The sequence below is a fragment of the Methylobacterium sp. 13MFTsu3.1M2 genome, from assembly GCF_900112625.1.
In the GTDB taxonomy this organism is placed as follows: Bacteria; Pseudomonadota; Alphaproteobacteria; order Rhizobiales; family Beijerinckiaceae; genus Methylobacterium.
Window position 1 is genome coordinate 42,631 of the sequence record NZ_FOMM01000005.1, and the last position, 25,701, is coordinate 68,331.

Here is a 25,701-nt window from a genome sequence, read left to right on the forward strand (position 1 = left end):
CCGCGATGCAGACTCTGTTCTCAACTGAAGGTGTATTGGAGAAGGACAAGTTTCGCCTTTGGCGAGATGTCTGCGAAGATCGCTTGGTTCCGATGGCGCAGACTTGTCTCAACGACGAGCCCTTTAACGCGACGATCGAGGGGGCCAGTATCGGCGGCCTGGTCTTCACGAAATTCGCGCTGCGCAACCTGCGGGCGGCCACGACGCCGCGCACGCTTCGCCATGAAAACCACAAGACCGACCACCTGTTCATGAGCATCGTGCTCTCGGGACAGGTCCGCGCGGATCAGTACGATCGGTCGAGCACGGATCGGGTCGGCGACTTCTCGATCCGGGATACGAATACACCCTGGACGATCGAGCACAGCGGCTACAGCGAGGTGCTGGCCATCGGGATCCCGCGGGAGCGGCTGGAGGGGGCTCTGGGCTCCGCGCGCCTGTTCGCCGGCGTGACTGTCGGCGGCGATCTGCCGACCGCGACCCTGACCCGGTCGTTCCTGGGCAACCTGCTCAGCCTGGGCGACCGGCTGACGCCCCAGGTGGCCGAGAGCATGGTCTCCACGGGGCTCGACCTCATCGTCGCCAGCCTCGCGGAGCGGCTCGCGCGGGAGGCGCAGCGGCCCGTCCAGGACAGCGTCGTGGTGCAGCGCGCCCGGGCCTATCTCGAGGCCCATCTCCACGATCCGACCCTGGACCCGCCCCGGCTCGCGGCCGCGGCCGGCGTGTCCCTGCGCCGGCTGCAGGCGCTGTTCCGCGCGCAGGACCGGCACATCTCCGACTGGATCTGGCACCGCAGGCTCGAGGCGGCCGCCAAGCGCTTGGCCGATCCGGGCTGCCTCCACATGCCGCTGGGGACCTTGGCGTATGGCTGCGGCTTCCTCAGCCAGTCTCACTTCTCCCGCCGCTTCAAGGAGCGCTACGGCCTGAGCCCCCGCGACTACCGCGTGCGCGCCCTCGCGCGGGGCGCCGAGGGTGGGCCGGAGGGCCGACCGGGCCGCCTCACTCCATCACGGCGGCCTTCATGATCACCACCATGGTGGCCCGGGCCGGACCGTCCGTGCAGCGCACGAGGTGGGGCCGGTCGCAGCGGTAGCGCAGGGTCTCGCCGGCCCGCGCCCGCTGCACGACGCCGCCGATCTCGACCTCGAACGCCCCCTCGGTGACCGAGAGCGACTCCACCGAGCCGCGCTGGTGCGGGTCCGAGTCGAGGACGCCGCCCGGGTCGGCCGTGACCTCGTACCATTGCAGCCACTCGATCGTCTTGAGCCAGCCGATGATCGCCAGCCGCACCTTCCCGTCCTCGGAGACGAGGATCGGCGTGTCGGCCCGGGAGGTCTTCTCGATGAACGGCTCCTCGTCGCCGGCCGCCAACACCCGCTCGATCGACACGTCGAGGGCCTGGGACAGGCGCCAGATCGTCGCCAGCGTCGGGTTGGTCTCGTTGCGCTCGATCTGGCTGATGATCGACTTGGCCACGCCGGACTGCTCGGCGAGTTCCGAGAGCGACAGGTTGTAGGCCTTGCGCAGCCGCTGGATGGTCTTGCCGAGCTGGCCGGAGAGCACCTGCGCGCCGGTCAGCAGGTCGCGCCCGCGCGCCCGGTCGGGCCGTTCCGCCTGATCCTGCATCGTCCCCGATCCGCCTGCACCGTTCCATTATCCGAACGATCGTACGCTTCTTCAAACGCAATCGACGCCCGGTTGCAAGGCGGCGGGCGGCGTGCGCGGCGGCGTGCGCACCGGAAAGCGGCGGCCGGATCGGCCTCTAAGTCCAGACGGCGTGGAAGTGGTGGACTGGCCCGTGCCCCGTCCCGACCGCGAGGCTGTCCGCCGCCGCGAGGGCGGCCGTGAGGTAGGCCTTGGCCTCCGCCACCGCCTCCGGCAGGGCCAGGCCCTGGGCGAGGCCCGCCGCCACCGCCGCCGAGAGGGTGCAGCCGGTGCCGTGGGTGTTACGCGTCGCGATCCGCGGCGCCGACAGGGTCCGCAGGGTGCCGTCCGCCGTGACGAGGTGGTCGATGCTCTCGCGCCCCGCGCCGTGGCCGCCCTTGATCAGCACCGCCCGGGCGCCGAGGGCGACCAGCCGCCGCGCCTGGGCCACGATCGCTGCCGCGTCCGCGGCGACGGGCTCGCCGAGGAGCACCGCCGCCTCCGGCAGGTTGGGGGTGATCAGGTCGGCCCGCGGGAGCAGCCGCTCGCGGAGCGTCGCCACGGCGTCGTCGGTGATCAGCCGGTCGCCGCTGGTGGCGACCATCACCGGGTCGAGGACGACCGGGATCGACCCGGCGTGGCGCGCCAGGCCGTCGGCGACCGCCGCGATCACCGCGGTCTGCGACAGCATGCCGATCTTCACGGCCCTCACGGCGAGGTCGGAGAACACGCTGTCGATCTGCCGGGCGATGAAATCCGCCGGCACGTCGTGGATGCCCTGGACCCCCGTCGTGTTCTGCGCGGTCAGCGCCGTGATCACGCTGGCGCCGTAGACGCCGAGCGCCGAGAAGGTCTTGAGGTCCGCCTGGATGCCGGCGCCGCCGCCGGAATCCGAGCCCGCGATCGTGACCGCGATGGGCGCGGGGCCGCTCATCGGGCGCCGGCCCGCTCCGCCAGGGCGCCGTCGATCCGCGCGCGCAGGTCGCGGGCGCGCTGGCGCACCGACTCCGCGCCGAACAGCGCGGTGATCACCGCGACCCCGTCCGCCCCCGCGGCGACCACCGCGGCGGCGTTGTCGAGCCCGATCCCCGCGATGGCGCCGAGCGGCAGGCCGGCTCCGCGGGCGAGGCGGGCGCGGAAGGCGATGCTGGCGAAGCCGTCGAGGCCCACCGGCGGGTCGGGATTGTCCTTGCTGGTGGTGGCGAACACGCCGCCGATGCAGGCGTAGTCGACGGGCAGCCGGTACAATTCGTCGGCCTGGGCGGGCTTCTTCAGGGTGAGGCCGATGATCGCGCCCTCCCCCAGCAGCCGGCGGGCGTCGGCCGGGTGGAGGTCGCCCTGGCCGAGATGCACCCCGTCGGCTCCGGCCGCGAGGGCGAGGTCGACGCGGTCGTTGACGAGGACCGGGACGCGGCCGCCCACCGCCGCCAGGATCGCCCGGATCCGCGCCAGGGCGGCGCGGGCATCGGCGATGTCCTTCTCGCGGTACTGGAGCAGGGTGCAGCCCCCCGCCACCGCCTCGGCGCCGAGCTCCGCCAGCCGCGCCCCGTCGGCGCCGCAGACGCCGACATCGAGGAGCCCGTAGAGCCGCAGGTCGACGGCCCGGCTGCCGGTCGGGGTCGAGGGGGAATCTGCGGGGGAAGTCGCGCTCGCTGGCATCGCTGTCGTCGCTCAGTCCGCCTCGGCCGGTCCCGTGCCGGCCTACCCGGACCCCTGTTTGGGCAGGGCTCGCGGCGTTGGCAAGCGGCGGGTGGACAGCGGTGCGTCGACGGGCCCCCCCCGCTCCGTCATACGGCGGCGTTGACGCGCGGCGATCCTGTCCCCCTATAGGTGGGATCCGCTACGGCGCATCCCGGGGGACGGACGGTCGAGGAACGATGACGGGTGCCGCGGCCCAGACGGACGCGCGCGGGGGGCAGGCCCCGCCGGAGCGCTCCTCCGTAGGCCTCGTCGCGGTGATCGTCGCCGCGACCAAGGGGGAGCCGCGCGCCCTGACCATCCGGGTCCCCGACCAGGCGCCCGGCCGCGGCGACGGCCTGCCGGCCGGCCCCCTCGTCCCCGAGCACGCCACGCTGGAGCGGGGCCTGCGCGCCTGGGTGGAGCGGCAGACGCACCAGCGCCTCGGCTACGTGGAGCAGCTCTACACCTTCGGCGACCGCGACCGCTCCGGCACGGCGACCCTGTCGGGGGTGCACTCCCTCTCGGTGGCTTATCTGGCGCTCGTCCGCGAGGAGCGGCCGGCGGGGCTCGCCGAGGCCGCGTGGCAGAACTGGTACCGCTACCTGCCCTACGAGGATTTCCGGCAGGGGCGCCCGCGCCAGCTCGACGCCATCGAGGCGCGGCTCGCCGAATGGGCGTCCGAGCCCGCGGACTGCGCCACCCGGACCCGCCGCCTCGACCGCCTCGGCCTGACCTTCGGCATGAACGGCGGCACGTGGAACGAGGAGCGCGTCCTGGAGCGCTACGAGCTGCTGTTCGAGGCTGGGCTGATCCCGGAGGCGCGGGGCAATCCCGGCCCGGCCCTGCCGAACGACCCGACCGGCGTCCCCATGGCGTTCGACCACCGGCGGGTGCTCGCGACCGCGATCGGCCGGCTCCGGGGCAAGATCAAGTACCGCCCGGTGGTGTTCGAGCTGATGCCACCGGAATTCACCCTGCTGCAGCTGCAGAGGACCGTGGAGGCCCTGTCGGGGACGCAGCTGCACAAGCAGAACTTCCGGCGCCTCGTGGCCCAGCAGGGGCTGGTGGAGGAGACCGAGAGCGTGACCAGCGGCGCCGCCGGCCGGCCGGCGCGGCTGGTGCGCTTCCGCCGGGAGGTGCTGCTGGAGCGCCCGGCCCCGGGCCTGCGGCTGCCGTCGCGGCGGGCGGGGTGACGGCGGCGGTCAGTCTCGCCGCGCCAGGGTGCCGAGCCCGCTCGCGTCGAGCGCGTCCACCGTCACGGCGGCGGCCCGGCCGTCGCTGCCGATGGCGAAGCGGACGGCGGAGGGGCGGTCGGGCGCCTCGGCGTCCGGGAAGCTGAGGAAGAGGTCGCGGGCGAAGTGCCGGAGGGGGTAGCGGCGCGCCCCCGCGGGGCCGACCGTCAGCGTCAGGGCGCCGTCCGCCTCCACCACGACGGCCTCGCCGACATAGGCGTTGGCGTAGCGCCCGGCATAGGCCGAGAGCGCCAGGGGCGCGGCGGGCGGCGCCGGCGGCGTGCCGTAGGCCGCATTGTCGGCGGCGATGCCGGGCGCGAACAGGTTCTCGTAGGCGGCGCCCCAGGCCGTCACCCAGTCCCGGTCGACGCGGCCGTCGAAGACGAGGTCGGCGAAGCTGTCGGCCAGCCCCTCCGGCACGCCGGACGGGAAGGCGTTGGTCAGGACGAGGATCCCGAGACCGGCCTCCGGATGGATCGAGACGAGCGTCTGCGCGCCGACGCTGAAGGCGCCGGCGTGGCCCCAGACGAGGCCGTGGCGGCCGTACTCGACGTTCCAGCCGAGGCCGTAGAAGGACGCGCCGCCGGTCACGGGGTTGCGGCCGCGGGCCATGAGCGGGACGTGCGTCTGCGCCAGGGCCGGGGCCGCGACGCGCTGCGCGCCCTCGAAACGGCCCTTGCCGATCACGAGCCGCAGCCATCGGGAGAGGTCGCGGACATCGCTGCTGACGCCGCCGGCCGGTGCCTGTGCGTCGGGATCCCGCTCGATCTTGGCGGTCCAGACGCCGCCGGCCCGGACGTGGAGCGCCGCGCGGTCGGGCCGGCTGAGGAAATCCGCGTGGGTCGTGCCGGTGGCGGTCATCCCGAGCGGCCGGAACAGCCGATCCCGGGCCACCGCCTCCCAGGGCTGGCCGGTCGGTTTCGCGGCGGCGACCGCGCCCTCGGTGAAGCCGAAATTGCTGTAGGCGTAGCCGGCGCGGAAGCTGGAGGCGGGCGGCGCGAGGCGCAGCCGGTGCAGGATCGCGTCGCGGCCGAAGCCGATCGCCTCCAGATCGTCGCCGGCGGTCCCCGGCAGGCCGCTGCGATGGTTGAGGAAGTCGCGCACCGTGACCTGCGCGGTCGGGTAGGGCTCGTGCAGCTGGAAGGCGGGATCGAGATCCGCGACGCGCGAATCCCAGTCGACCACCCCGTCGCCGACCAGGGCGGCCACGATCGTCGCGGTGACGGGCTTGGACAGGGAGGCGATCTGGAAGACCGTGTCGGGGCCGACCGGCTCGGGCTTCCCGGCCTGCCTGAGGCCGTATCCCTTCAGGAGGAGCGTCTCGTCGCCGAGGACGACCGCGACCGCGAGGCCCGGCACCGCGCCCGCGTCGACAGCCCGCCGCGCCAGCGCCTCCAGCGCCGGCAGCTGCGCCTCGACCTGCGCCCGCGTCAGCGTCCCGGCGGATCCGGCTCCGGGCCCGGCCGCGATCACGCCGAGGGCGAGGCACGCGCCGACGAGGCGCCGGCGCGATCGGGCCCGCTGCATGAGTCGTCGATCCCGCCTGAGAGAGCTCGGACCTCGAGAGTGGCATCGTCGGGCCGGCGAAATCAATCGCGCCGCCCCGTGCCGCGCCGCGAATGCGCGGGCCGGCCCGACGGACACGGACGAAGACTGTTCGGGAACCGGGCCGGGCTAGCGGAACGGGTCGGCGCCGGGTGCCGGCTTCACGCCGCGGAGCATCCGGTACAGCGTCCATTCCTCGACGATCTTCCGCCCCGGAAGGGCGCAGAGCCCGATCGTGCCGCCATCGGGCAGCTTCGCGAGGATCGTCTGCCCGCCCATCGTCGCGCAGAAAGCCGAGGCCGGATTCTCCAGCGCGCGGGCCGGCCCCGATCCGGCAAGGGCGGCGCAGACCGCGAGCGCGCGGACAGGCCACGCGGCGGGCGCCCTCCACGGTCCGATCATGCGCGTCATGGGCCGCCCTGCCCTAACCGTAGGTGTGGTCGTCGGCCGGGAACCGGCCGGCCCGGACCTCGTCCGCGTAGGCTTTCACGGCGTCCTCGATGTGGGTCCGCAGGCTCCCGAACTGGCGCACGAATTTCGGCGTGCGCTCGGACAGGCCGAGCATGTCCTCCAGCACCAGGATCTGGCCGTCGCAGACCGCCGAGGCGCCGATGCCGATCGTGGCGGCGGTGACCTGGGGGGAGGTCGCGATCGCCCGCGCCACCGGCTCGACGATGCCCTCGAGCACGATCGCGAAGGCGCCGGCCTCCGAGATGGCGCGGGCATCCTCCAGGAGGCGGCGCTCGTCGTCGGGGGCCCGGCCCTGGACCTTGAAGCCGCCCATCGTGTTCACCGCCTGCGGGGTGAGGCCGATATGGCCCATCACCGGCACGCCGCGCTGGACGAGGAACGCCACCGTCTCGGCGAAATGGGCGCCGCCCTCCATCTTGATCGCGCCGGCGCCGGTCTCCTTGAGAACCCGGGAGGCGCTGAGGAAGGCCTGCTCCCGGCTCGCCTCGTAGGAGCCGAACGGCATGTCGACCACGACCAGCGCCTTCTGCGTGCCGCGGATCACCGCCTGGGCCTGGAGGATCATCATCTCCAGGGTCACGGGGATCGTCGATTCCATCCCGTGCATCACCATGCCGAGGGAATCGCCCACGAGGATGAAGTCGCAATAGGGATCGACGATGCCGGCCGTGTGGGCGTGGTAGGCGGTGAGCGCGATGATCTTGCGCCCCTCGGCCTTGCGCTTGCCGATATCGACCGCCCGGAGCCGTCGGGACTGCACGACCTGCGACATGGTTCAGACCTCATTCCGGCCACTCGGGACGCGGCGCGGGCCCCCTCTCCCGCCCGGGAGAGGGGGCGCCCCGCCACGCGAGCCTCGTTCCGCGGCGTCTCTTACAATGCCCGGCGATGCGGGTCAGCGCCCCGCCTGCGGCTCGGCGCCCGCCTTCCAGTCCGGATCGACCGTCAGGTTCGCGGTCTCGTGCATCTCCTGCCAGCCCTCGACGCCCTCGGGGAACCAGCGCACGCCGGTATAGCCCTTCAGCACCAGCCGCTTGGCGGCGTTCCAGCTGCCCCAGCACTCGACGTGGCAGAACACCACGACGGGCTTCGCCTTGTCGCCCCCGGTCAGCGCCGCGACGCGGGCGTAGAAGAGCGCCTCGCGCGCCGGCGCCAGGGGCTCGGCGCCGGCCTCCGGCATCCAGACGGCGCCGGGGATCGACGGATGCACCGGCAGCCAGAGGCGGCCCTCCGGGAAGTTCGACGGCTTGCGGTCCGGAGCCGCCACGTCGAGCAGCACCGGCTTGTCGGGGCCGGCGATCAGGGCGGCGACGGCGTCGGCGTCGACCACCGCGGCACCCTTGAGGGTCTGCGGCGTGTAGCCCTTCGGAGGGCCGGCGTAGAGCCCCTCCGGCTCGGGCACGTTCACCGGCGAATCGGCCGGCGCCGCGGCGAGGCAGAGGAGCGCGGCGCAGGCCGCCGCGGCCCGGCCGGTCAGGCGGAGGCGCCGCATGGTCAGTTCGTCGGGCTCGGCGCGGTGAAGCTGTGCTGCCACTGGCCGCCCTGGTTGTCGGAGGCCGCCACCTGGATCGGCTTGCCGTCCGGCTTGAACGCGAAGTTGATCACCGGGTTCGAGGCGATCGAGATGTCGCCCGTCATGGTGAAGACCTTCCGGTCGCCCGCCGAGACGGTGAGCTTGTCGATGTAGCGCGCCGGCGTGTAGTCGCGGGTCACCTGGTTCATCTGCATGCCGGAGAAGTTCGGGTGGCGGATCATCAGCGTCGCCTCCACGGGCTTGCCGGCCGCCGTCTCGGCGAACTTCATGCGCATGTCGCCCATGCCCTTCATGGCCTCCTCGTCGCTCATCCCCATCGGGGCCGAGCAGCCGCCGGAGGCCTTCACGAACTGCTTGGCCTCGTAGAGCTTGCCGTCCGTGGTCTCCACCACGGCGTGCATGTCGGTGTAGTTGTTGACCCGCACGCGCAGCTTCAGCTCGGCCGGGTCGGCGGCCGGCCCGAACTCGAACTTGGCCGCGTAGGGCGCCGGGTTGTCGTCGATGATCAGCGAGACCGCCTTGATCTGCCCGTCCTTGGGCATGGTCAGGGTGATCGGCACCAGGGCGGCGTCGAGCGCCCGGGCGGGCGCCTCGATCTTCACGAGGCTGTCGGTCGGGGCGATCTGGCGGTCGCCGAAGATCGACTTGGCGATCTCCTGCCAGCGGGCCGCCCGCTCCTGATCGGTGTCGGAGGCGCCGGCCGCCCGCGCGGCGCCGGCGAGCGGTCCCGACAGGGCCGTCGTCGCCAGGACGAGACCGAGGGCGAGGGTGGAGAAGGTCTGTCCGATGAAGGTCTGTCCGATCCTGTGCGTCATGGCGTGCCTCCCGATTGGCTTGGATATGGGGATTCTGAAACCTATTCCCACTCGAGTTCCTGGTAGGCCACGGTGACGTTGCGGCCGTTGTAGGTGTCGAACAGGGCCCACTTGTCGCGCTGGTCCGCCGCGACGCTGGTCACGGCCTTCTCGATGGGCACGTCCTTGGCGATCGCCGCCCGGGTGCCGTCGCGCAGGGCGGTCAGGTAGCCGGAGAGGTCGGCGAGCGCCGGGGCGAGGTCGACCGCGACGGGGCCGTGGCCCGGGACGGCCCGGGCGGGACCCATGGCCTTCAGCCGCTCGATCTCGGCGAGCCAGCCCTTGAGGCTGCCGTCGAGGGAGGGGATCCGGTTCACGAACAGCAGGTCGGCGGGGAACAGCAGGCCGCTGCCGGAATCGATCATCGACAGGTCCGAGGTGGTGTGCGCCGGACCGTGCGCCGTGAAGGTCAGGCGGCGGTCGCCGAGGTCGATCTCGGCCGTGTCGGCGACGGTCATGGTCGGGTAGACCACAGGCCCGGTCCGGTCCTCGCCGAGCAGGTCGATCAGCCGCTTGCGGTAGAACTCGCCCCGGGCCGCCAGGGCCTCGGTGAGCTTGGCGTGGCCGATGAAGACCGGCTTGTCTTGGACGAAGGCCCCCGCCCCGAAGACGTGGTCCGGGTGGACGTGGGTCAGAACCACGTGAGTGATCGGCTTGTCCGTGCGCTTGGCGATCTCGGCGCGCAGCCACTGGCCGTCGGCGAGGCTGCCGCCGGACTCGGTCACCACCACGCCGGTCCTGCCGACGAGGAAGCCGATATTGGCGATGGCGTCGGCGTTGTCGGGGGTGGCGTCGGCGATCAGGCCCTTGCGCACGTACAGGCCCGGCCCGACCTCCTCCATCGTGAAGCTCTCGGCGGCGCGGCCCAGCGTCGGCAGGCAGCACAGGCAGAGCCCCGCGAAGAGGGCGTGCCGTCGCGTCGGCCCGGCGGTCTGCACCCGCGGATGGACGGCGCGTGCCGTCATGCCGAAACCTCCCGATCTTGCCCGTTCTTGATTGTCTACCATTAAGTAGGTAGATTGATCGTCCGTCAAGGGGTCGCCGGGAGCCGGTCCCCGCCGCGGCCGCACGTTCGCGTGACTTCGTGCGATGACGGGGGTGAGTTTTGGAGCGACGTTCGCCGCGATGAGGGATACCCGCGCCGAGTTGCTGATGCAGGCCGAGACCCTGGTGCGGGGCCGCGGCTTCGCCGGCTTCAGCTACGCCGACCTCGCGGCGGCGGTGGGCATCCGCAAGGCGAGCATCCACCACCACTTCCCCACCAAGGTCGATCTCGGCGCCGCCCTGGTGGCGGCCTACGCGGCGCGCTACGCCGCGGCCCTGGAGGCGATCCGCCGGGACGTGCCGGACGGGCCGGGCCGGGTCGAGGCCTACGGGCGGCTCTATCTCGGCGGCGTCGAGCAGGGGCTCGGCTGCCTCTGCGCGGCGCTGGCCATCGAGGGCGAGGCCCTGCCCGAGCGCCTGCGCCGGGACGTCGCGGCCTTCTTCGCGGACCATCTCGCGTGGCTGGAAGGCATCCTGCGCGCGGGCCAGGTGGATGGCAGCGTGCGCGGCGGCGCGGATCCGGCGGCGCTCGCCCGCTACGTCGTCGCCACCCTGGAGGGGGCGCTCCTGATGGAGCGCCTGTTCGCGAGCCCCGACGCCTTCCGGGGGACGCTGGCGGTGCTGGTCGACGGCCTCAGGCCGCAGTGAACCGGGCGTAGCCGTCCGCCCGCAGCCGGCAGGCCGGGCAGGTGCCGCAGCCGTAGCCCCAGGGATGCCGCTGCCCGCGCTCGCCGAGGTAGCAGGTGTGGCTCTCCTCGACGATCAGGTCGACCAGCGCCCGCCCGCCGAGGCTCTCGGCCAGCTCCCAGGTCTGCGCCTTGTCGAGCCACATCAGCGGCGTGTGCAGCACGAAGCGCCGCTCCATGCCGAGATTGAGCGCCACCTGCAGGGCCTTGATCGTGTCGTCGCGGCAATCCGGGTAGCCGGAATAGTCGGTCTCGCACATGCCGCCGACCACGTGCCGGAGCCCGCGCCGGTAGGCGAGCGCCGCCGCGAAGGTCAGGAACACGAGGTTGCGGCCGGGCACGAAGGTGTTGGGCAGGCCCGACGCCTCGTAGCCGATCGCGGCCTCCCGGGTCAGCGCCGTCTCGGAGACCTGCCCGAGGGCGTCGAGGGCGAGCGTGTGGTCCTCGCCGAGGCGGGCCGCCCAGGCGGGATCGAGGGCGGTCGTGCCCGCCCGCAGGGCCGCGCGGCGGTCGAGCTCGACCCGGTGGCGCTGGCCGTAGTCGAAGCCGAGGGTCTCGACGTGGTCGAATTGGTCGAGCGCCCAGGCCAGGCAGGTGGCCGAATCCTGGCCCCCGGAGAACAGCACCAGCGCGGCGCGGTCCCCCGGGATGGCGGCGTCACTCGCCATCGTACTCGGCCCAGGACATCGGGGTCTCGGCGACCCGCACGAGCGCGAGGCCCGGCAGGTCCGGCCGGAGGCGCTGCCAGATCCAGGCCGCGATGTTCTCGGCGGTCGGGTTCTCCAGCCCCTCGATCTCGTTGAGGCAGTGGTGGTCGAGCCGGGCGAGCAGCGGCCCGAAGATCGACTCGATGTCGTAGAAGTCGATCACCCAGCCGGTGTGGGGATCGACCGGGCCGGCGACCGTCAGCTCGACCCGGTAGGAATGCCCGTGCATCCGGTGGCAGCGGTGGGTCTCGGGCACGTTCGGCAGCCGGTGGGCCGCCTCGAAGGTGAAGGCTTGGGTGATCTTCATGGACGGTTCGCGGGTGTGGCCGATCTCGCCCCCGCCATAGCGCCGACGGGCGGTCCCGCGCAAAGGCGGGCTGCCCTGCGTTCGGCGGCGCGGCCGGGGATCAGGCCCCGGCGCCGGCTTCCGACCACTGCGCGTACCACGCCTTGAACAGGCGCAGCTGCGTCTCCGCGTAGTGGCGCTGACCGGCGCTGAGCGCGTCGGTGGCGTTGAAGTGCAGCGCGTATTCCGGGTTCCCCTCCAGCACCATCAGGTGCTTGTAGTAGAGGACGAGGTCGGTCCCCTCGTCGAAGCTCGACAGGATCGCCAGCGCGGCGTCGAGTTCCTCGGCCCGGCGCCGGGCCCGGACGTCGCCCGCGGCGGCCTTCTCGCACAGGGCGACGAGGTGGAGCACCTCCCGCGGCAGGACGTTGCCGATGCCCGTGATGGCGCCCCGGGCGCCGCAATTGACGTAGCCGTGCACCACCTGGGTATCCACCCCGACCATCAGGGTGATGTCGGGGGACTGGCCGGTGATGTGCTCGGCCGCGTAGGTGAGCGAGGCCGCGCCGCCGAATTCCTTGAAGCCGACGAGGTGCGGGTGGCGGGCGCGCAGGCGGAAGAACAGGTCCGCCCGGGTCTCGAACCCGTAATAGGGGCTGTTGTAGATCACCGACGGCAGGTCGACGGCCGCCTCCAGGATGCCGCCGAAATGCGCCTCCTGGGCCGCGGCCGAGCTGCCGCGCGACAGGACCCGCGGGATGATCATCAGGCCGTGGGCGCCGGCCGCCTTGGCGTGGGCCGCGAGCGCCGCCGCCCGCTTCGGGTTCTGCGCGCCGGTCCCCACGATCACCGGGACGCCGGCGGCGAGCAGCCGCTCGACGCCCGCCATCCGCTCCTCGTCGGTGAGCAGCGGCCAGTCGCCCATCGAGCCGCAGTAGACGACCGCCGACATGCCGGCATCGACGAGCTCCCGCCCCTTGCGCGCCAGGGCGTCGAGGTCGGGCGTCCGGTCCGGCCGGCAGGGCGTCATCAGGGCCGGGATCGTGCCGGAGAAGATGTGTCGATCGAAGGCCATCGCCGGCTCGCCTGCTGGGAGGTGGGATCGTCCCGGCCGGCCCCGCGGGCCTCGCGGGGCGGCACGCCTCTCCATGGCAGCGCCGCGCGAGTCTGGCAAGGATTTTATACAATTCCTGTCGCGCGGGTCGGGGCCGGCGCGGCGCCGAGGAACGCCATCAGCGCGGCGGCGACGTGGTCGATATGGTCGGTCAGGAGGGCGCAGGCGGCCGAGACGTGGCCGTTCCGGCACAGCCGGACGATCTCGCGGTGCTCGCGGTCGGCCCGCTCCAGCTCGGCGCTGTCGGTGGAGAGCTGGAGGCGGGTGTAGCGGTCGCACTCGGCCAGCAGCGAGCCGACCAGCCCGAGGGCGCGGGGCCGCTCCGCCCGGCCGTAGAGGAGGAGGTGCAGCTCCGTGTTGAGGGCGCCCCAGCGCGCCGTCGCGCCCGCCCGCAGGGCCGCGGCGTACTCCTCCAAGAGGGTGTCGGCCCGGGCGTAATCGTCGGCCGTCAGGCGGGGCGCCGAGAGGGCCAGGAGGCGCGGCTCGAGGGCGCCCCGGAGCTCGAGGGCCTCGGCCGCGTCCGCCGGCGAGAGCGGCGCCACCATGGCCCCGCGATGGGGCAGGATCCGCACGAGGCCCTCGGCCTCCAGCTGGAACAGGGCCTCGCGCACCGGGATCCGGCTGGCGCCGAACTCCGCCGCGAGGCCGTCCTGCCGGAGCTGCGACCCGGCCGGATAGCGCCCGTCGAGGATGCGTCGCCGGATCTCGGTCCCGATCGAGCCCGCGATGGTCCGGTTCTTCATCGTCTCGCTCCCGGTCGACCCCGGATGCCCCGCAGGACCCTTGACGGCGGAGCTCCGGTGTTGAAATTGTATAAAATCAATCGGGCAACGGGCTCGATCACGACAAGGGTGCCCGCGATGACGCTCTCCCGCCGCCAGATCCTGGCCGGTACCGCAGGCGCGGCCGCCGGCCTCGGCCTCCCGCACCTGGTCCGGGCCCAGCCCGGCGGCGGCAGCGTGCTGCGCTTCATCCCGTCGACGCCCCTGCCGTCCCTCGATCCGATCGTCGCCACGAGCTACGTCATCCGCAATCACGGCTATCTCGTCTACGACACGCTGTTCGCCACCGACGAGAATTTCCGCATCCAGCCGCAGATGGTGAGCGAGTGGCAGACCGCGCCCGACGGCCTGCGCTGGACCTTCCATCTCCGCGACGGCCTCACGTTCCACGACGGCTCCCCCGTCGAGGCCAAGGACTGCATCGCGTCCATCGCGCGCTGGTCCAAGCGGGACGCGTTCGGCCAGACCCTGGCGGGCTTCGTGGAGGGGTACGGCCAGGAGGACCCGCGGACCTTCACGGTCGCGCTGAAGAAGCCGTTCCCTCTGCTCCCGGCGGCGCTCGGCAAGCTGTCCTCGAACGTGCCCTTCATCATGCCGGAGCGCGTCGCCCTCCAGGACGCGTCCAAGCCGATCGCCGACGCCACGGGCTCCGGGCCCTGGCGCTTCGAGGCGCGGGAATGGATCCCCGGCCAGAACGCGATCTACACCCGCCACGCGGGCTACCGACCCCGCGAGGAGGCGCCCTCCTGGGCGGCCGGCGGCAAGGTCGCCAAGGTCGACCGGATCGAGTGGCTCGCCATCACCGAGGCCTCGGCGGCGGTGGGCGCGATGATCCAGGGCGCGGTCGACTGGTACGAGCAGCCGGCGATCGACCTGATCCCCGTCCTCAAGGGCAAGCCGGGGATCGAGATCCGCAACGTGCCGCTCGGGCTGATCCTGCTGATGCGGTTCAACCACACGCAGCCGCCGTTCAACAATCCCGAGATCCGCCGGGCCGTGATGATGGCCATGAAGCAGGACGACTACATGCAGGCGGTGGTCGGCAGCCCCGAATACTACCGGGAGGCCAAGACCTTCTTCACGCCGGGCTCGCCGATGTCGACCGGGGCCGGCGGGGCCGCGGCCATGCAGGCGGACCTCGCCAAGGCCAAGGCGATGCTGGCCAAGGCCGGCTACAAGGGCGAGCGCGTGGTGCTGCTGGCCCCGGCCGACCAGCCGATCGCCTACAACCAGTCGCTGGTGACCCAGGACCTGCTCAAGCAGCTCGGCATGAACGTCGATCTGGTCTCGACCGACTGGGGCAGCTTCATCGCCCGCCGCGGCAACCGCGGGCCGGTCGATGCCGGCGGCTGGTCGCTGTTCCACACCCTCTGGTCGGGGGCCGACGTGCTGAACCCGGCGCTCCACCCGCTGATCCGCGCCAACGGTCAGGCGGCGTGGTTCGGCTGGCCGGACGACCCGACCCTGGAGGGCCTGCGCAGCGAGTGGATCGCCACCAGCGACGAGGCGCAGCAGAAGGCGCTCGCCGCGCGCATCGAGGAGCGGGCCTTCGCGGTCGTGCCCTACGCCCTGGCAGGCCTCGTGCAGCAGCCGATGGCCGTGAGTTCGAAGCTCAAGGGCATGGTCATGGCCCCGGTGCAGTTCTTCTGGAACATCGAGAAGACCGCCTGAGTCCGGGCGCTCCCGAGGAAGGTTCGTCTTTGCGAGCGCAGCGAAGCAACCCAGGGCAGCGGGCCGCTGATGGGCGTGGCGCCGCTGGATTGCTTCGCTCCGCTCGCGAAGACGCGGCGTCTCGGGTGCGTCTGCGTCTTCAGCCCGCGCCCTTCCCCGACACGCCGGCCTGCGCGAAGGTCGCCATGCCGGTGTGGCAGGCGAGCGCGCCCTTCAGCAGGCCCATCGCCATGCCGGCGCCCGAGGCCTCGCCGAGGCGCATGCCGAGCGCCAGCAGCGGCACCAGCCCGAGCCGCTCCAGAACCTCCGCGTGGGCGCCCTCCGCCGAGACGTGGCCGGCGAGGCAGTGGTCGAGGGCGCCCGGGTCGGCGGCGTGCAGCACGGCCGCGGCGGCGGTCGCCACGTAGCCGTCGATCACCACCGGGATGCGCTGCAGCCGCGCGGCCAGGATCGCCCCCGCCATGGCGGCGATCTCCCGGCCGCCGAGGCGCGCCAGGACCTGGAGCGGGTCGTCGAGGTGGCCGGCATGGTGCGCGAGCGCCGCCTCCACGGCCGCGACCTTCCGGGACAGGCCGTCCCGGTCGACTCCCGTGCCGCGCCCGACCCAGTGGGCGGGATCGCCGCCGAACAGGGCGGCGTAGAGGGCGGCCGCCACCGTGGTGTTGCCGATGCCCATCTCGCCGATGCCGAGGCAGTCGGTGCCGGCGGCCACCGCCTCCATGCCGAACGCCATGGTGGCGACCGTGGCGCGCTCGTCGAGGGCCGGCGCCTCCGCGATGTCGCCGGTGGGCATGTCGAGGGCGAGGTCGAACACCTTGAAGCCGAGGCCGTAGGCCGCGCAGATCTGGTTGATCGCCCCGCCCCCGGCGGCGAAGTTGTCGAGCATCTGGCGGTTGACCGCGTCCGGGAAGGCCGAGACGCCGCGGCGCGTGACCCCGTGGCTGCCGGCGAAGACGCAGACCAGCGGCCGGTCGAAGGTCGGCGGCGCCTTGCCCTGCCACGCCGCCAGCCACGTAACGAGGCTCTCCAGGCGCCCCAGCGAACCGGCGGGCTTCGTCAGGGTCGCGTCCCGGGCCGCGACGGCTTCCTTCGCCTCCGCGTCGGGGCCCGGCATCGCCTTCAACAGGTTGCGGATGTCGTCGAAGGGGCCGGGTTCGGGAGCGGTCGTCGAATCGGTCATGGCGGCGATGATTTCCTGTGGGCGCCTCCGGACGGGGAGACTATACGGGAGCGGCGCGCGGTGGCGGGCGGATGCGAGAGGCCGCGATGGACAGGCAGACCGGCGGGGAGGCCGACTGGCCCGGGCGCGGCGCCCTCTACGACCTCGCCGGGTGCCTGCGCTTCTACTCCCGCCTGCCGGTGCCGCAACTGCCCGGCGAGCCGGACCCGCACCGGAGCCCCGACTTCACCACCCTGCCGCGGATGCTGCCGCTGGCCGGCCTGATCCTGGCGCTGCCCGCCGCCCTGGTGCTGGCGGCCGGCTGGGCCGTCGGGCTCGGGCCGTTCCTGGCCGCGACCCTCGCGGTGGCGGTCGCCGTGGTGGCGACCGGCGCCCTCCACGAGGACGGGCTCGCGGACGTCGCCGACGGGTTCGGCGGCGGCGCCACCCGGGAGCGCCGCCTGGAGATCATGCGCGACAGCCGGATCGGCGCCTACGGTGGCGCCGCCCTGGTCCTGGCGCTGGCCCTGCGGATCGGCGCCCTGGCGACGCTCCTCGACCGGATCGGCCACGCGGCCGTGACCGGCCTGATCCTGGCGGCCGCCCTGTCGCGGGTCGCCGCCCTCGCCCCGATGGTGCTGCTCGCGCCGGCGCGGCCGGGCGGCCTCTCCGCCTCGGTCGGCCGCCCGGGCCGGGCGAGCCTCGCCACCGCGCTGGGCCTCGGCGCGGTGCTGGCGCTCGGCGCCGTGCCCCTCGGCCTGCCTGTCGGCGGGATCGCTCTGATGATCCTGTGCGCCGGCCTCGCGGCCCTGGGCCTGACCCGGCTGGCGCGCGCCAGGATCGGCGGCCAGACCGGCGACGTCATCGGCGCCTGCCAGCAGGTCGCGGAGATCGCCGCCCTGCTGGCCCTGGTGGCGGCGACGGCGGGCGTGGCGGATTGAGGGAGGCCGCCGCGTCTTGACCCGGCCACGATCCCCCGGCCAAGGATCACCGATGCCGCCCGCGCCGAAACCCTCCTCGCCCTGCACCAAGGTCTGCGTCCTCGACGCCGCGACCGGCCTGTGCTGCGGCTGCGGCCGGACCCGCGACGAGATCGCCGCCTGGGGCTCGCTGTCGGAGGACCGGCGCCGCGCCGTGATGGCGGGGCTCGGCGCCCGGATGCGGGCCGCCGGCCTCACCCCCCTGGAAGGGCCGCTGCCGTCATGATCTATCTCGGCCTCGCGGCCCTCGCCCTGGTTCTCGTCGCCCTGGTCCTCAGCGACGGCAGCGACAGGGTCGGCGGCGTGATCGAGCCCGACCAGTTGGCGAACCTCGCCTGGACCGGCACGATCCTGCTCTTGGTGGTGGCCGGGTTCTGGCGGCAGTTCACGGCCCGGCTCGGCGCGAACCTGCAGGCGCTCCTGGCCTGGGCGCTGATCGGCCTCGCCCTGGTGATCGGCTACAGCTACCGCGACCGGATCCAGGATGTCGGCGCCCGGGTGCTCGGCGATCTCCGGCCGGGGAGCGCGACCTCGAGCGGCGACGGCGCCGTCACCGTCACCCGGCGGGCGGACGGCGATTTCCGGGTCGACGCCTTGGTCAACGGCCGGGTGCAGCCTTTCCTGTTCGACACCGGGGCGAGCAGCGTCGTGCTCACCGCCGAGAACGCCGCCGCGCTGGGGCTCACGCCCGCGCCCGCCGAGTTCACCGCCCGCGTCTCCACCGCCAACGGCATCACCTACGCGGCGCCGACCCAGCTCGACTCGCTCAGCGTCGGGACGATCACCGAGCGGCGCATCAACGCCATGGTGGCCAAGCCGGGCGCGCTCTCGGCGAACCTCCTCGGCCAGACCTTCCTGTCGCGGCTCTCCGGCTACGAGGTCCGGGGCGACCGCCTGATCCTGCGCCGGCCCTGACCGGGCCGCCGCGCAAGGCGCTCAGGCGGCGCGGGCCTCGGGGGCGGCGCGGGAGACCAGCGCCACCGCCTCCCGCAGGGTCGCGAGGTCGGCCTCCGGGCGCATGCCGTGTGTCGAGAGGTGGCGCCGGAAGGCCCGCGCGCCCGGCCGGCCGTTGAACAGGCCGAGCATGTGCCGGGTGACCGCGTGGAGGCGCTCGCCCCGGGCGAGGCACGCGGCGATGTAGGGCTCGAACGCCGCGACCGCCGCGAAGGCGTCGGGGGCCGGGGCCGGCACGCCGAACAGGTCGGGATCGACCCCGAGCAGGAGCGCCGGCTCGGTGTAGGCGGCGCGGCCGACCATGACGCCGTCGACCTCGGCGAGCCGCGCCCGCGCGGAATCCAGGTCGCGCAGGCCGCCGTTGACCGCGATCGGCAGGCCGGGAAGGCGCCGCTTCAGCCGCGCGGCGCGGCCGTAATCGAGGGGCGGCACGTCCCGGTTCTCCTTGGGCGAGAGCCCCTGGAGCCAGGCCTTGCGGGCGTGGACGATCAGCCCGTCGACGCCCGCCGCCACCACGGCGTCGGCCAGGGTGTCGAGCGCCGCCTCGGGGTCCTGGTCGTCGACGCCGATCCGGCACTTCACCGTTACAGGCACGGGGACCGCGGCCTTCATGGCGGCGACGCAGTCGCCGACCAGGGCCGGCTCGCGCATCAGGCAGGCGCCGAAGCGGCCCTCCTGCACCCGGTCCGAGGGGCAGCCGACGTTGAGATTGACCTCGTCGTAGCCGAGATCCGCGGCGATCCGGGCGGCCCGCGCCAGGTCCGCCGGGTCCGAGCCGCCGAGCTGGACCGCCACCGGGTGCTCGATCTCCGCGAAGCCGAGCAGGCGCTCCCGCGGCCCGTGCAGCACCGCGCCGGTCGTCACCATCTCGGTGTAGAGGCGGGCGCGCGCCGAGAGGGACCGGTGGAACGCCCGGCAGTGGCGGTCCGTCCAGTCCATCATCGGGGCGACGGAGAAGCGCCATCCGCTGAGATTTCCAGGTTCTTCCGTTGCGGCAATCACTTGCTGTCGCTCTCGTGCTGTACCTCGGCGATGCCCCATCGGGCGTCGGACTGCTCGGAATCCGGCTGTGGCGTGCCCGCTCGGCCCCGTCCGGTCCCACCGCGGGGGGCGCGATGGGGACCATCGTCGAGTCCGCGGGGAAGCACGGGACGACGGGGTATCACGCCCGGATCGTCGTCAAAAGAGACGGCACGGTCCACCGCGGGGCCCGGACCGTCGACCGGCGCGCCCGCCGCGGCTCTAAACGCGCCGTTAACCAAGATCAGTGATTTCCCAGGTCATTGGTAGCGTCGCGCGGGGTGCATCTGCCGCCGCGCAAGGATGGCACATCATGCGGCTGATCGTCGGCACAGTGATCGTCTTCGCCTGCGTCTTCGGCAGCTACGCGGCGATGGGCGGCCATCTGCTGGTCCTGTGGCAGCCGTTCGAGTTCGTCATCATCCTGGGTGCGGCGATCGGCGCCTTCGTCATCGGCAACACCGGGCCGGTGCTCAAGGCCGTGCCCGCTATGCTGGGCACGCTGATCAAGGGCCCCAAGTACAACCAGCAATCCTATGTCGAGCTGCTGGGAATGCAGTATTCGTTGTTCAAGCTCGCGAAGCAGAAGGGTGCGATGGCGCTCGAGCCGCACATCGAGGATCCGGGCGAGTCGACGCTGTTCAACGCCTTCCCGACCTTCGCGGCGAACCACCACGCGGTCGAGTTCGTCTGCGACTACATGCGCATGGTGACGCTGGGCGCCAACAACGTCCACGAGATCGACGCGCTCATGGATGAGGAACTGGAGACGCACCATCAGGAGCAGGAGCGCGTCGTCTCGGCCATGCAGTCGCTCGCCGACGGGACGCCGGCGCTCGGCATCGTCGCCGCCGTGCTCGGCGTGATCAAGACGATGGGGGCGATCAAGGAGCCGCCGGAGGTGCTGGGACACCTGATCGGCGGCGCGCTCGTCGGCACCTTCTTCGGCGTCTTCGTGGCCTACGGCTTCTTCGGGCCCATGGCGCAGTCGCTCAAGAGCCTCTTCGAGGCCGAGTCCAAGTACTATCTCTCGCTCAAGGCGGGGCTGCTCGCCCACATCGCCGGCCAGCCGCCGGTGATGGCGGTCGAGTTCGCCCGCAAGTCCCTGATGAGCGACGTCCGCCCGACCTTCAACGAAGTGGAAGCGGCGACCGCCGCTCTGCCCGCCCAGAGCTGATCCGACATCCGGGAGGGAGTCCATGGCGACGATCATCATCAAGAAGGTCAAGAAGGCCGCCCACGCCCACCACGGCGGGGCCTGGAAGATCGCCTACGCGGACTTCGTGACCGCCATGATGGCGTTCTTCCTGCTGATGTGGCTGATCAGCATGACGACGCAGGAGCAGAAGATCGGCCTGGCGGAGTACTTCTCGCCGGCGGCTCTGAGCCCTGCGACCAGCGGCGCCGGCGGAATCCTGTACGGGACCGCCCTCGACACGTCCGGCAACAAGCCGTCCACGCCCCGCGACGCGGAGCGGGGCTCCGCCGAGCGGGAGGAGATCACGCGCCCGACCAGCCCAGGGCGCGTCAGCGACGTCGATGCCAGCCGCCCGGTCGCCAACGTGGAGGCCAATTTCAGCGCCATAGCCAGCCTCCGGCAGGCGCTCCAGACGATGCCCGACATCGCCGAACTGTCGAAGAACATCGTGATCGAGCAGACCAAGGAGGGCGTGAACGTCTCCCTCGTGGACCAGGACGGCCGCGCCATGTTCCGCGAGGGGTCCGTCGAGCCCTACGACCGTACCCGTCGCGTGCTGGAGGCCCTCGCGCCCGCCATCCGGCGGCTGCCTAACCGCCTGTCGATCACCGGCTACACGGCCGTCGCGCGCCCGGGCTCGACGCGGGCCGGCGAGCCCTGGAACCTCTCCGCTGGGCGTGCCCTCGCCGTGCGCGAGGTCCTGTCGGGTGCCGGGGTTCCCAACGACAACTTCTCCTCCGTGTCGGGACGCGGCGACACGGAGCCGGTTTTCCCGGACAATCCCTACCTCGCGCCGAACCGGCGGGTGACGATCACGCTGCTCAACGCGAGCCCGCCGGTGCCCCCGAACCTTCTCCGCTGACGCCGGAACGGCGCGCCGCGTCGGACCGCGACGCGGCGCGCCGTCGATGCCGCCTCACGTCACCGCGGCGCGTCACGCGCTCCGCGCGGGACCGCGCGCCGCCGCGTCGCTTCCGGCGCGCGGTGTCGAGGCGGCGCGGGTGGCCCGCGACCGGGCCGAGCGCCCGCGCCGCCCGCGAGCGGCACCGCGATCCCTGAGTCCGCCGCGCTCGGAGCCTCCGGGTTCGAGGCCGCACCGGCGCGATCCGGGTCAGCCCCGGGCATCCTCTCGGCCGGGACGCCGGAAATCGATGTCGCGGTCGGGCCGCGCGCCGCGCGCTCCACGGGGCGCGACAGCGTCCGACGATTCACCGCCGGGACCTGCGCGCAACCCGCCTCCCCCGCCCTGACACCCGGAAGCGGACCGGCGGCAGGCCGCCCGGAGCAGCCGGTCGAGCGCGGTCGACGGGCGGGCGTGGACGACCGGCGGCTCGCTGGCCCGCCGCGTGTCGCGCGGCGTGAACCTCTCGAACGTCGTGTTCCTGCCTCGCCCGCTCCGGCGCCGCGGTGGGCGCGTCCGTCGCCGCCTTCGACTGGCCTGACCGCTCGCGGTCCGGCCCGCCGATCGGCGCCCGCGGGCCGTGCGACGGCGGCACGAGATCGTCCGCGACGAGGTCGATCGTCCCGGCCGACCGCTCCGCCGGGAGCGCGATGAAGCATATCTCACATGTGTGGCCGGAATGGAATTATTCCAATGTTCGGCAGATGATCGGCGGGCGCGGCGCCGAAGGACAGTTGATTCGATCCGCGAGCTTCGCGGTGTAGCTTTATTTATAGTTAGGAATATTTGATATGACGATCGGTAGAAAGATATTTTGTCTTATCAGTAGCATCCTTCTGGCATTCATATCGATCGTGGGCGTCCAGGTCTCGTCCGTCGGCGCGGTGATGATGGAGGGGCGCAAGGCCGCCATCCGCGCCCAGGTCGAGTCGGCGCACGGCATCGTGGCGGCGTTCGCCCGGCAGGCGGAGGCCGGCGCCGTCTCGGCCGACGAGGCGCGGCGGCGCGCGGCGGAGGCGCTGCGGGCCATGCGCTACAACGGCGGCGACTACGTCTTCGTCTACAGCTCGGAGCCGGGCAACATCGGCCGCAACGTCGTGCATCCCGATCCCAAGATCGAGGGCACGCGGTCCCGCGACGACGCGGCGATGAAGAAGACCTTCGTCTGGACGATGATCCAGCACGCCCGGGAGGGCGGCGGCTTCACCGAGTACCGCTGGGCCCGCCTCGGCGAGACCGAGCCCGCCCCGAAGGTCGCCTACTCGCTCGCCTACGAGCCCTGGCAATGGGTCATCAATTCGGCCCTGTACGTGGACGACATCCACGCCCTGGACCGGGCGCGGATGGTCACCACCCTGCTCTGGCTGATCCCCCTCGCGATCGGGATCGGGCTGGTCGGGTTCCTGCTGGCGCGCAGCATCACCCGCCCCCTGAGCGCCTTCACGGCCGCCCTGCGCCGCCTCGCCGGCGGCGCGACGGACGTCGCCATCCCGGGTCTCGGCCGGCGCGACGAGATCGGCCAGATGGCCGAGGCCGCCGGCGTGTTCCGGGACAGCATGATCGAGGCGCGGACCCTGTCGACCGAGCAGCGCGCCGAGCAGGAGCGTCGGCAGGAGCGGGCCCAGTGGATGGAGGCGGTGACCCGCAGCTTCGACACCGAGGCGAGCCAGCTCCTGGCACGGGTCGACACCGCCGCAGCCGGCATGCGGGAGGCCTGTCGGGCGATGGCCGACACCGCCGCGCAGGCGTCGCGGCAGGCCGGCTCGGCCGCCGGGGCGGCGCAGCAGGCCGCCGCCAACGTGCAGACGGTGGCGGCGGCGACCGAGGAGCTGTCGGCCTCGATCGGCGAGATCGGCGGGCAGGTCACCAAGTCGGCCGCGATCGCCGGTCAGGCGGTGAGCGAGGCGGAGCGGACCGACCGGCAGATCCGCGGCCTCGCCGGGGCGGCGGAGCGGATCGGGGAAGTCGTGCGGATCATCTCGGCGATCGCCGAGCAGACCAACCTGCTGGCGCTGAACGCCACGATCGAGGCGGCGCGGGCGGGCGAGTCGGGGCGCGGCTTCGCGGTGGTCGCCGCCGAGGTGAAGGGCCTGGCCGGGCAGACCGCGAAGGCCACGGAGGAGATCACCGCGCAGATCGCGGCGATCCAGGGCGAGACGACGGAGGCGGTCGGCGCGGTCCACTCGATCGGGAGGACCGTCGACACGATGAACGCGATCGCCAGCGCGATCGCGGCGGCGGTCGAGCAGCAGCGGTTCGCCACCGGGCACATCTCGCAGAACATCGACGAGGCCGCCCGGGGGACCGACGCGGTGAGCGCGAACGTGGTCTCGGCCTCGTCGGCGGCGGAGGCGACGCACCGCGTGGCCGGGGAGGTCGGTGCCGCGGCCGGCGACGTCTGCCGCAGCGCCGAGGCCCTGCGCGCCGAGGTGATGCGCTTCCTCGTCGAGATGCGCGCCGCCTGAGCGCGCCGTCGCCCCGGGCGGGCGCCGCTGCCGCGGGGTCTGTCCGTGAAACGCGCGGGAGAGGCGCGTCAGAACACCGGCATGGCCCCGGCCACCGTGACGAGCGCGCCCGACGTGTAGCTGCTCTCCTCGGAGGCCAGCATCACGTAGGCCGAGGCGAGTTCGGCCGGTTGTCCGGGCCGGCCGAACGGAACCTGACTGCCGAAGGATTTCACCGAATCCTGGCTCATCCCGGAGGGGATGAACGGGGTCCAGATCGGCCCGGGCAGCACGCCGTTCACGCGCACGCCCTTCTCGGCGAGGAGCTGGGCCAAGCTGAGCACCATGTTGCTCAGGGCGCCCTTGGTGGCGCTGTAGGCCATGAGCGACGGCATCGGGTGCTTGGAATTCACCGAGGAGGTGAAGATCACCGAGGCGCCGGGCTTCAGATGGGCGAGCGCCGCCTTGGTCACGTAGAACGCGCCGAACACGTTGGTGCGGAAATGGTCCTCGAACACGGCGTCGTCGATCGCGGCGAGGTCCTCGTTCGGCTGCTGGAACGCGCCGTTGTTGACCAGCACGTCGAGGCGCCCGAACGTCTCGACCGTGCGGGCGACGATCTGGCGCCCGTAGGCGGCGTCCTTGAGGTCGCCCGGCAGGAGCAGCGCCCGCCGACCCGCCTTCTCGACCCACTGGGCGACCGCCTCCGCGTCGGCCTGCTCGTCCGGCAGGTAGGAGATGGCGATGTCGGCCCCTTCCCGGGCGAAGGCGATGGCGACCGCGCGGCCGATACCGGAATCGCCGCCGGTGATCAGCGCGGCCCGGCCGGTCAGCTTGCCCGAGCCCTTGTAGCTCGCCTCGCCGTGGTCGGGTTCGGGCTCCATGCGGCCGGTCTTGCCGGGGAAGCTCTGGGGCTGCGCCGCGAAGGGCGGGCGGGGATACTTGTGCAGCGGATCCGTGGTCACGCGTCGTCTCCGATGGGGATGCCGGTCCAACCGCACGGCATCCCGGGTGTTCCGGTGCCCTGGCGCCGCGCCCCGCCGGCACAGCCCTGTTCGAGGCCACCCGCCGCCCTTCCCCCTCGCGGACAACACGAACCCGTGTGCCGGCGAGGGGCCGACACAGGTCAGCAACAGCCGCTCGTCACTCTGGTCGCGAGGAGGTCCCGCCATGATCGACGTTCAGCCGGAGGATCGGGCCGCCCGCGTGATCGACCGGGTCCTGCTCTGTGCAGCGATGCTCTCGCTCACCTTCGGACTGGCGACGGGCCTGTGGGGTCTGCTGCAGTGAGCCAGCCCGGGGATCCGGGTCCCGCGCAGGGATCCGGGGCGCGGATCACGATCCGGCCCGGTCGCGCGCCCGCGCGGCGGTCCGGACGCGACTACACCGCCGTGACGCTGATCGGAGCGGGACTCACGGTGCTCGCGCTCGCGCTGCTGCTGGTCGGGATCCCGTGAGCGGTCGCCGGCGATGCTGCTGAACCGCGTCCTCGTCGCCGCGCTGGTCGTCGCGGTCGCGGCGTTCCTGCTGTACCTGGCGGCCCTCGCCCGCGCGGCGCTGTCGCCCAACGAGCCCTACGCGGCCAGCATCGGCCTCACCCTCGACCAGTGCGTGGCCGCCCAGGACAGCCTGTCCGCCGAGGCGGCGCGCCTCTACTGCCTCAGGCCCGTCCCGAAGCGCCTGTGACCGGCAAGGATCTCGGCCCGCCGGAGACCCTGCGTGAGTTTTCCTGACACATCGTGTGAGGACATGGTGATTGTCCGCACGGTGCCGGAAACTTAGTGTTCGAGGTGCC

At 72.8% G+C, this 25,701-nt stretch carries 28 protein-coding genes; 12 read left to right on the forward strand and 16 right to left on the reverse strand.

Annotated features, from left to right (window positions below):
* Positions 1–5 precede the first annotated feature (5 nt).
* A complete protein-coding gene (locus BM314_RS04845; RefSeq protein WP_091977184.1) occupies positions 6–1,025 on the forward strand; it encodes a helix-turn-helix domain-containing protein in 1,020 nt (339 codons plus the stop codon).
* Here BM314_RS04845 and BM314_RS04850 read toward each other — a convergent pair.
* From BM314_RS04850 to thiE, 3 genes are all read right to left on the reverse strand, one after another.
* Positions 1,000–1,626 (reverse strand): helix-turn-helix domain-containing protein, encoded by a 627-nt coding sequence (locus BM314_RS04850; protein WP_020092335.1) that lies wholly within the window; start codon positions 1,624–1,626, stop codon positions 1,000–1,002. The genes BM314_RS04845 and BM314_RS04850 overlap by 26 nt on opposite strands.
* Positions 1,627–1,762: 136 nt before the next feature.
* Entirely contained in the window at positions 1,763–2,578 is an 816-nt protein-coding gene (gene thiD / locus BM314_RS04855) for a bifunctional hydroxymethylpyrimidine kinase/phosphomethylpyrimidine kinase (RefSeq protein WP_091977185.1), read from the reverse strand.
* The gene (gene thiE, locus BM314_RS04860) at positions 2,575–3,303 is read right to left on the reverse strand and encodes a thiamine phosphate synthase (protein WP_091925902.1); all 729 of its coding nucleotides are present in this window, start codon (positions 3,301–3,303) and stop codon (positions 2,575–2,577) included. The genes thiD and thiE overlap by 4 nt, the downstream gene beginning before the upstream one ends.
* A 218-nt stretch (positions 3,304–3,521) precedes the next feature.
* On the opposite strand from thiE, the gene BM314_RS04865 reads away from it, so the two are divergent.
* Entirely contained in the window at positions 3,522–4,517 is a 996-nt protein-coding gene (locus BM314_RS04865) for an NUDIX hydrolase (protein ID WP_091977187.1), read from the forward strand.
* Positions 4,518–4,526: 9 nt separating this feature from the next.
* Here BM314_RS04865 and BM314_RS04870 read toward each other — a convergent pair whose 3' ends face one another.
* From BM314_RS04870 to BM314_RS04895, 6 genes are all read right to left on the reverse strand, one after another.
* Complete coding sequence (locus BM314_RS04870; RefSeq protein WP_091977188.1) at positions 4,527–6,083, reverse strand: serine hydrolase; 1,557 nt, start codon at positions 6,081–6,083, stop codon at positions 4,527–4,529.
* A 147-nt stretch (positions 6,084–6,230) separates the two neighbouring features.
* The gene (locus BM314_RS04875) at positions 6,231–6,512 is read right to left on the reverse strand and encodes a DUF333 domain-containing protein (RefSeq protein WP_020092330.1); all 282 of its coding nucleotides are present in this window, start codon (positions 6,510–6,512) and stop codon (positions 6,231–6,233) included.
* A 13-nt stretch (positions 6,513–6,525) separates the two neighbouring features.
* Positions 6,526–7,344, reverse strand: coding sequence for a 3-methyl-2-oxobutanoate hydroxymethyltransferase (gene panB, locus BM314_RS04880; RefSeq protein ID WP_020092329.1), 819 nt, complete (start codon positions 7,342–7,344; stop codon positions 6,526–6,528).
* 123 nt (positions 7,345–7,467) lie between these two features.
* Positions 7,468–8,064, reverse strand: a complete 597-nt coding sequence (locus BM314_RS04885; RefSeq protein ID WP_091977190.1) for a rhodanese-like domain-containing protein — start codon at positions 8,062–8,064, stop codon at positions 7,468–7,470.
* Positions 8,065–8,066: 2 nt separating this feature from the next.
* Positions 8,067–8,921 (reverse strand): quinoprotein dehydrogenase-associated SoxYZ-like carrier, encoded by an 855-nt coding sequence (locus tag BM314_RS04890; RefSeq protein WP_091977191.1) that lies wholly within the window; start codon positions 8,919–8,921, stop codon positions 8,067–8,069.
* A 41-nt stretch (positions 8,922–8,962) separates the two neighbouring features.
* Positions 8,963–9,925, reverse strand: a complete 963-nt coding sequence (locus tag BM314_RS04895) for a quinoprotein relay system zinc metallohydrolase 2 (protein ID WP_091977193.1) — start codon at positions 9,923–9,925, stop codon at positions 8,963–8,965.
* A gap of 160 nt (positions 9,926–10,085) precedes the next feature.
* Here BM314_RS04895 and BM314_RS04900 point away from each other — a divergent pair, with 160 nt between their 5' ends.
* Complete coding sequence (locus BM314_RS04900) at positions 10,086–10,652, forward strand: TetR/AcrR family transcriptional regulator (protein ID WP_026604793.1); 567 nt, start codon at positions 10,086–10,088, stop codon at positions 10,650–10,652.
* Here BM314_RS04900 and queC read toward each other — a convergent pair.
* The 4 genes from queC to BM314_RS04920 all read right to left on the reverse strand — a co-directional run bounded on the left by queC (position 10,639) and on the right by BM314_RS04920 (position 13,540).
* Positions 10,639–11,358, reverse strand: coding sequence for a 7-cyano-7-deazaguanine synthase QueC (gene queC, locus BM314_RS04905; RefSeq protein WP_020092324.1), 720 nt, complete (start codon positions 11,356–11,358; stop codon positions 10,639–10,641). The genes BM314_RS04900 and queC overlap by 14 nt on opposite strands.
* Positions 11,348–11,704 carry a 6-carboxytetrahydropterin synthase QueD gene (queD, locus tag BM314_RS04910; protein WP_020092323.1) on the reverse strand — a complete coding sequence of 119 codons (357 nt, stop codon included), beginning with the start codon at positions 11,702–11,704 and terminating at the stop codon, positions 11,348–11,350. The genes queC and queD overlap by 11 nt, the downstream gene beginning before the upstream one ends.
* Positions 11,705–11,804: 100 nt before the next feature.
* The gene (locus BM314_RS04915; protein WP_091680242.1) at positions 11,805–12,758 is read right to left on the reverse strand and encodes a dihydrodipicolinate synthase family protein; all 954 of its coding nucleotides are present in this window, start codon (positions 12,756–12,758) and stop codon (positions 11,805–11,807) included.
* Between the two features lie 104 nt (positions 12,759–12,862).
* Complete coding sequence (locus tag BM314_RS04920) at positions 12,863–13,540, reverse strand: GntR family transcriptional regulator (protein ID WP_091977195.1); 678 nt, start codon at positions 13,538–13,540, stop codon at positions 12,863–12,865.
* Positions 13,541–13,657: 117 nt separating this feature from the next.
* Between BM314_RS04920 and BM314_RS04925 the strand changes: the two genes are divergently transcribed.
* Positions 13,658–15,250 (forward strand): ABC transporter substrate-binding protein, encoded by a 1,593-nt coding sequence (locus BM314_RS04925; protein WP_091977196.1) that lies wholly within the window; start codon positions 13,658–13,660, stop codon positions 15,248–15,250.
* A gap of 139 nt (positions 15,251–15,389) precedes the next feature.
* Here BM314_RS04925 and cobT read toward each other — a convergent pair whose 3' ends face one another.
* Positions 15,390–16,430 carry a nicotinate-nucleotide--dimethylbenzimidazole phosphoribosyltransferase gene (gene cobT / locus BM314_RS04930; protein ID WP_091977198.1) on the reverse strand — a complete coding sequence of 347 codons (1,041 nt, stop codon included), beginning with the start codon at positions 16,428–16,430 and terminating at the stop codon, positions 15,390–15,392.
* 86 nt (positions 16,431–16,516) lie between these two features.
* Between cobT and cobS the strand changes: the two genes are divergently transcribed.
* Genes cobS through BM314_RS04945 form a run of 3 tightly spaced genes read left to right on the forward strand, consistent with a single transcriptional unit; the run spans position 16,517 to position 18,304 of the window.
* On the forward strand, positions 16,517–17,350 hold the full coding sequence (cobS, locus tag BM314_RS04935) for an adenosylcobinamide-GDP ribazoletransferase (RefSeq protein WP_091925884.1): 834 nt from the start codon (positions 16,517–16,519) through the stop codon (positions 17,348–17,350).
* A 52-nt stretch (positions 17,351–17,402) separates the two neighbouring features.
* On the forward strand, positions 17,403–17,615 hold the full coding sequence (locus tag BM314_RS04940; protein ID WP_091977199.1) for a DUF1289 domain-containing protein: 213 nt from the start codon (positions 17,403–17,405) through the stop codon (positions 17,613–17,615).
* Complete coding sequence (locus tag BM314_RS04945) at positions 17,612–18,304, forward strand: retropepsin-like aspartic protease family protein (protein ID WP_091977201.1); 693 nt, start codon at positions 17,612–17,614, stop codon at positions 18,302–18,304. Before BM314_RS04940 ends, BM314_RS04945 begins: the two co-directional genes overlap by 4 nt.
* Before the next feature lie 21 nt (positions 18,305–18,325).
* On the opposite strand, the gene dusA is transcribed toward BM314_RS04945, so the two are convergent.
* Positions 18,326–19,384, reverse strand: a complete 1,059-nt coding sequence (gene dusA, locus BM314_RS04950) for a tRNA dihydrouridine(20/20a) synthase DusA (protein ID WP_091977202.1) — start codon at positions 19,382–19,384, stop codon at positions 18,326–18,328.
* A 292-nt stretch (positions 19,385–19,676) separates the two neighbouring features.
* Between dusA and motA the strand changes: the two genes are divergently transcribed.
* From motA to BM314_RS04965, 3 genes are all read left to right on the forward strand, one after another.
* Positions 19,677–20,540, forward strand: a complete 864-nt coding sequence (motA, locus tag BM314_RS04955) for a flagellar motor stator protein MotA (protein ID WP_020092314.1) — start codon at positions 19,677–19,679, stop codon at positions 20,538–20,540.
* 22 nt (positions 20,541–20,562) lie between these two features.
* Positions 20,563–21,423 (forward strand): flagellar motor protein MotB, encoded by an 861-nt coding sequence (locus tag BM314_RS04960; RefSeq protein WP_020092313.1) that lies wholly within the window; start codon positions 20,563–20,565, stop codon positions 21,421–21,423.
* 830 nt (positions 21,424–22,253) lie between these two features.
* Positions 22,254–23,927 carry a methyl-accepting chemotaxis protein gene (locus BM314_RS04965; protein WP_042673651.1) on the forward strand — a complete coding sequence of 558 codons (1,674 nt, stop codon included), beginning with the start codon at positions 22,254–22,256 and terminating at the stop codon, positions 23,925–23,927.
* Positions 23,928–23,995: 68 nt separating this feature from the next.
* Here the strand turns inward: BM314_RS04965 and BM314_RS04970 are convergent, their stop codons facing one another.
* Positions 23,996–24,871, reverse strand: a complete 876-nt coding sequence (locus BM314_RS04970) for an SDR family oxidoreductase (RefSeq protein WP_091977204.1) — start codon at positions 24,869–24,871, stop codon at positions 23,996–23,998.
* 321 nt (positions 24,872–25,192) lie between these two features.
* Between BM314_RS04970 and BM314_RS30470 the strand changes: the two genes are divergently transcribed.
* On the forward strand, positions 25,193–25,363 hold the full coding sequence (locus BM314_RS30470) for a hypothetical protein (RefSeq protein WP_157862090.1): 171 nt from the start codon (positions 25,193–25,195) through the stop codon (positions 25,361–25,363).
* Positions 25,364–25,376: 13 nt separating this feature from the next.
* Positions 25,377–25,592 carry a hypothetical protein gene (locus BM314_RS04975; protein ID WP_091680256.1) on the forward strand — a complete coding sequence of 72 codons (216 nt, stop codon included), beginning with the start codon at positions 25,377–25,379 and terminating at the stop codon, positions 25,590–25,592.
* The last annotated feature ends 109 nt before the right edge of the window (positions 25,593–25,701 follow it).

Bases quoted from the DNA above. Each gene is read 5' to 3' on its own strand.
- BM314_RS04845 (WP_091977184.1), top strand. From the start codon at position 6: ATGCAGACTCTGTTCTCAACTGAAGGTGTATTGGAGAAGGACAAGTTT.
- BM314_RS04850 (WP_020092335.1), bottom strand. From the start codon at position 1,626: ATGCAGGATCAGGCGGAACGGCCCGACCGGGCGCGCGGGCGCGACCTG.
- thiD (WP_091977185.1), bottom strand. From the start codon at position 2,578: ATGAGCGGCCCCGCGCCCATCGCGGTCACGATCGCGGGCTCGGATTCC.
- thiE (WP_091925902.1), bottom strand. From the start codon at position 3,303: ATGCCAGCGAGCGCGACTTCCCCCGCAGATTCCCCCTCGACCCCGACC.
- BM314_RS04865 (WP_091977187.1), top strand. From the start codon at position 3,522: ATGACGGGTGCCGCGGCCCAGACGGACGCGCGCGGGGGGCAGGCCCCG.
- BM314_RS04870 (WP_091977188.1), bottom strand. From the start codon at position 6,083: ATGCAGCGGGCCCGATCGCGCCGGCGCCTCGTCGGCGCGTGCCTCGCC.
- BM314_RS04875 (WP_020092330.1), bottom strand. From the start codon at position 6,512: ATGACGCGCATGATCGGACCGTGGAGGGCGCCCGCCGCGTGGCCTGTC.
- panB (WP_020092329.1), bottom strand. From the start codon at position 7,344: ATGTCGCAGGTCGTGCAGTCCCGACGGCTCCGGGCGGTCGATATCGGC.
- BM314_RS04885 (WP_091977190.1), bottom strand. From the start codon at position 8,064: ATGCGGCGCCTCCGCCTGACCGGCCGGGCCGCGGCGGCCTGCGCCGCG.
- BM314_RS04890 (WP_091977191.1), bottom strand. From the start codon at position 8,921: ATGACGCACAGGATCGGACAGACCTTCATCGGACAGACCTTCTCCACC.
- BM314_RS04895 (WP_091977193.1), bottom strand. From the start codon at position 9,925: ATGACGGCACGCGCCGTCCATCCGCGGGTGCAGACCGCCGGGCCGACG.
- BM314_RS04900 (WP_026604793.1), top strand. From the start codon at position 10,086: ATGAGGGATACCCGCGCCGAGTTGCTGATGCAGGCCGAGACCCTGGTG.
- queC (WP_020092324.1), bottom strand. From the start codon at position 11,358: ATGGCGAGTGACGCCGCCATCCCGGGGGACCGCGCCGCGCTGGTGCTG.
- queD (WP_020092323.1), bottom strand. From the start codon at position 11,704: ATGAAGATCACCCAAGCCTTCACCTTCGAGGCGGCCCACCGGCTGCCG.
- BM314_RS04915 (WP_091680242.1), bottom strand. From the start codon at position 12,758: ATGGCCTTCGATCGACACATCTTCTCCGGCACGATCCCGGCCCTGATG.
- BM314_RS04920 (WP_091977195.1), bottom strand. From the start codon at position 13,540: ATGAAGAACCGGACCATCGCGGGCTCGATCGGGACCGAGATCCGGCGA.
- BM314_RS04925 (WP_091977196.1), top strand. From the start codon at position 13,658: ATGACGCTCTCCCGCCGCCAGATCCTGGCCGGTACCGCAGGCGCGGCC.
- cobT (WP_091977198.1), bottom strand. From the start codon at position 16,430: ATGACCGATTCGACGACCGCTCCCGAACCCGGCCCCTTCGACGACATC.
- cobS (WP_091925884.1), top strand. From the start codon at position 16,517: ATGGACAGGCAGACCGGCGGGGAGGCCGACTGGCCCGGGCGCGGCGCC.
- BM314_RS04940 (WP_091977199.1), top strand. From the start codon at position 17,403: ATGCCGCCCGCGCCGAAACCCTCCTCGCCCTGCACCAAGGTCTGCGTC.
- BM314_RS04945 (WP_091977201.1), top strand. From the start codon at position 17,612: ATGATCTATCTCGGCCTCGCGGCCCTCGCCCTGGTTCTCGTCGCCCTG.
- dusA (WP_091977202.1), bottom strand. From the start codon at position 19,384: ATGGGGCATCGCCGAGGTACAGCACGAGAGCGACAGCAAGTGATTGCC.
- motA (WP_020092314.1), top strand. From the start codon at position 19,677: ATGCGGCTGATCGTCGGCACAGTGATCGTCTTCGCCTGCGTCTTCGGC.
- BM314_RS04960 (WP_020092313.1), top strand. From the start codon at position 20,563: ATGGCGACGATCATCATCAAGAAGGTCAAGAAGGCCGCCCACGCCCAC.
- BM314_RS04965 (WP_042673651.1), top strand. From the start codon at position 22,254: ATGACGATCGGTAGAAAGATATTTTGTCTTATCAGTAGCATCCTTCTG.
- BM314_RS04975 (WP_091680256.1), top strand. From the start codon at position 25,377: ATGCTGCTGAACCGCGTCCTCGTCGCCGCGCTGGTCGTCGCGGTCGCG.